Origin of the sequence: Binatus sp. (SeqCode) (genome assembly GCF_036522015.1) — a bacterium.
In the GTDB taxonomy this organism is placed as follows: domain Bacteria; phylum Desulfobacterota; class Binatia; order Binatales; family Binataceae; genus Binatus.
This window is the reverse complement of sequence record NZ_DATDGQ010000387.1, coordinates 1-2,097: the sequence shown is the minus strand read 5'-3', so window position 1 is coordinate 2,097 and position 2,097 is coordinate 1. Positions and strand designations below refer to the sequence as shown.

Annotated in this window: 2 protein-coding genes; both read right to left on the bottom strand. The window is 65.0% G+C overall.

The genetic code is table 11. The features are described 5' to 3' along the window. Nucleotides 1-139 precede the first annotated feature (139 nt). A complete protein-coding gene (gene tgt, locus VIW95_RS16420) occupies nucleotides 140-1,276 on the bottom strand; it encodes a tRNA guanosine(34) transglycosylase Tgt (RefSeq protein WP_331588539.1) in 1,137 nt (378 codons plus the stop codon). Beyond that, nucleotides 1,273-2,097 (bottom strand): S-adenosylmethionine:tRNA ribosyltransferase-isomerase (locus tag VIW95_RS16415; protein ID WP_331588537.1); only part of this gene is annotated, 825 nt, incomplete at its 5' end. The genes tgt and VIW95_RS16415, both read right to left, overlap by 4 nt.

The window sequence follows — 2,097 nt, the reverse complement described above, 5'->3', positions numbered from 1 at the left end:
CCATGATTGGCCCCGGCCCGGTCATCAACTGCTGGACGAACGACGGACTATCGGCTGGCGCGCCGGCGGCGGCCTGCGCCCATGCGGTACCCTCGAACAACATCAGATCACGTCCTTGGAATCGATCAAAAAGTTCAAGCTACAAGTCTCCTGGAGTTGCCGGCTCGGCCTCACGCCATGCTGCCGATGTAACCATCGCGTACGCCGTGAAATTCCCGGATGCGATAGCATCGCGGCATTCGCGCATCAAGCTCGCGTAGAAGTGCAGATTATGCTCCGTCAGAGCCCGCGCCGCGAGTATCTCGCCCGACAAATATAGATGACGCAGGTAGGCGCGTGAATGGGTCTTACAGGGGCGGCATTCGCAGGCCGGGTCGAGCGGCGTCGAGTCGCGCGCGTGCGCGGCCTGCTTGATCGATACCGCGCCCCTGCTGGTGAAGGCCATCCCGTTGCGCGCGTTTCGCGTCGGCAGCACGCAGTCGAACAGGTCGAAGCCCATCGCCACTGCGGCGAGCAAGTCCGACGGCGTGCCGACGCCCATCAGGTAGCGCGGCTTGTCCGCCGGCATCATCGACGCGGACAGCGCCGCCATCTCGAGCATCGCGGCCTTCGGCTCGCCGACTGAGAGGCCGCCCGCCGCGTAACCGTCGAAAGCAATCGAGGTAATCTGTGCCCCACTGGTTTTGCGCAGATCTTCGAAAATGCTGCCCTGGATGATCCCAAACAGCGCTTGCGTCGAACTTTTGCGCGCCGCCAGGCTGCGCTCGGCCCATCGCGCGGTGAGCTCGAGCGACTTGAGCGCGCGCCGATGCTCGGCGGGGAAAGGCGTGCATTCGTCGAGCGCCATCATGATGTCGGCGCCGAGCTGTTCCTGGATGTCGATCGCGCTTTCGGGCGAGAGCATCAAAGGCGCGCCGTCGAGATGAGAGCGGAAACGGATCCCCTCTTCATTGATCGAATTGATCTTCGCCAGGCTCATCGCCTGAAAGCCGCCTGAGTCGGTGAGCACCGCGCCGGGAAATCCCATGAAGCGCGCGACTCCGCCCATCTCGCGGATCAGCTCGGCCCCCGGCCGAATCGCGAGATGGTACGCGTTGGCCAGCACCATCGTGTAGCCCATCGACCACAACTCGTCGGGCGCCATCGCTTTGACCGCGGCGCGCGTACCGACCGGCATGAAGGCGGGCGTCGCGATCGCGCCGTGCGGAGTCACGATCCGTCCGCTGCGCGCGTCGCCTTCCACCGCGGTCACGCTGAATTCGATCGGCCCGTTCACAGGATTAACATCGCGTCGCCGTAGCTGAGAAAGCGGTAGCGATGGCGAATCGCTTCGCGATACGCGGCGAGAAGCTGATCGCGTCCGGCAAACGCCATGGCCAGCGCGAGCACCGTCGTTCGCGGCATGTGGAAGTTCGTTAGCATCGCGTCTGCCAGCTTGAAGCGAAAGCCCGGATGAATAAAGAGCCCGGTGAAACCCTGGACGTCGCCGGTGATCGCCCACGACTCGAGCGCGCGGGTCGAGCTGGTGCCGACCGTGATGATTCGCCCGCCGACTCGCCGCGCAAGTTCGACGGCGGTCTGCGTCGCGGGCGGAATCGTGTACCACTCGGATTCCATCGTGTGACTCTCGACTTCGACGGCGCGCACCGGCGCGAAAGTGCCGGGACCGATGTGCAGCGTCACCTTCGCCGTACGAATACCCGCATCAGCCAGCGCCTTGAAGACCTCGTCGGTGAAGTGCAGGCCCGCAGTGGGCGCCGCGATCGCGCCGGGCTGTGCGGCATACACGGTCTGATAGTCGTCGATGTCCGCGGGCCCAACCGTGCGATGTATATAATGAGGCAGCGCGAGCGTGCCGTCGCGCTGGAGTATCTGCTCGATCGAAGTATCGCCCTCGCTCACGACGATCGGCCGCCCCGGGCGCGCGTAGCCGGTGATTCTCAGTACATGACCGTCGCCCAGGATGAGGCGCGAGTTGTCCTTCAGCACGCGATGCGTCCGTGCTAGCGCGAGCCACGCGCCCGCCGGACCCTCGAGATGGCCGGCCGGCCGCACCATCAGCAACTCGACGCGCCCGCCCGATTCCTTCTGCGCGAA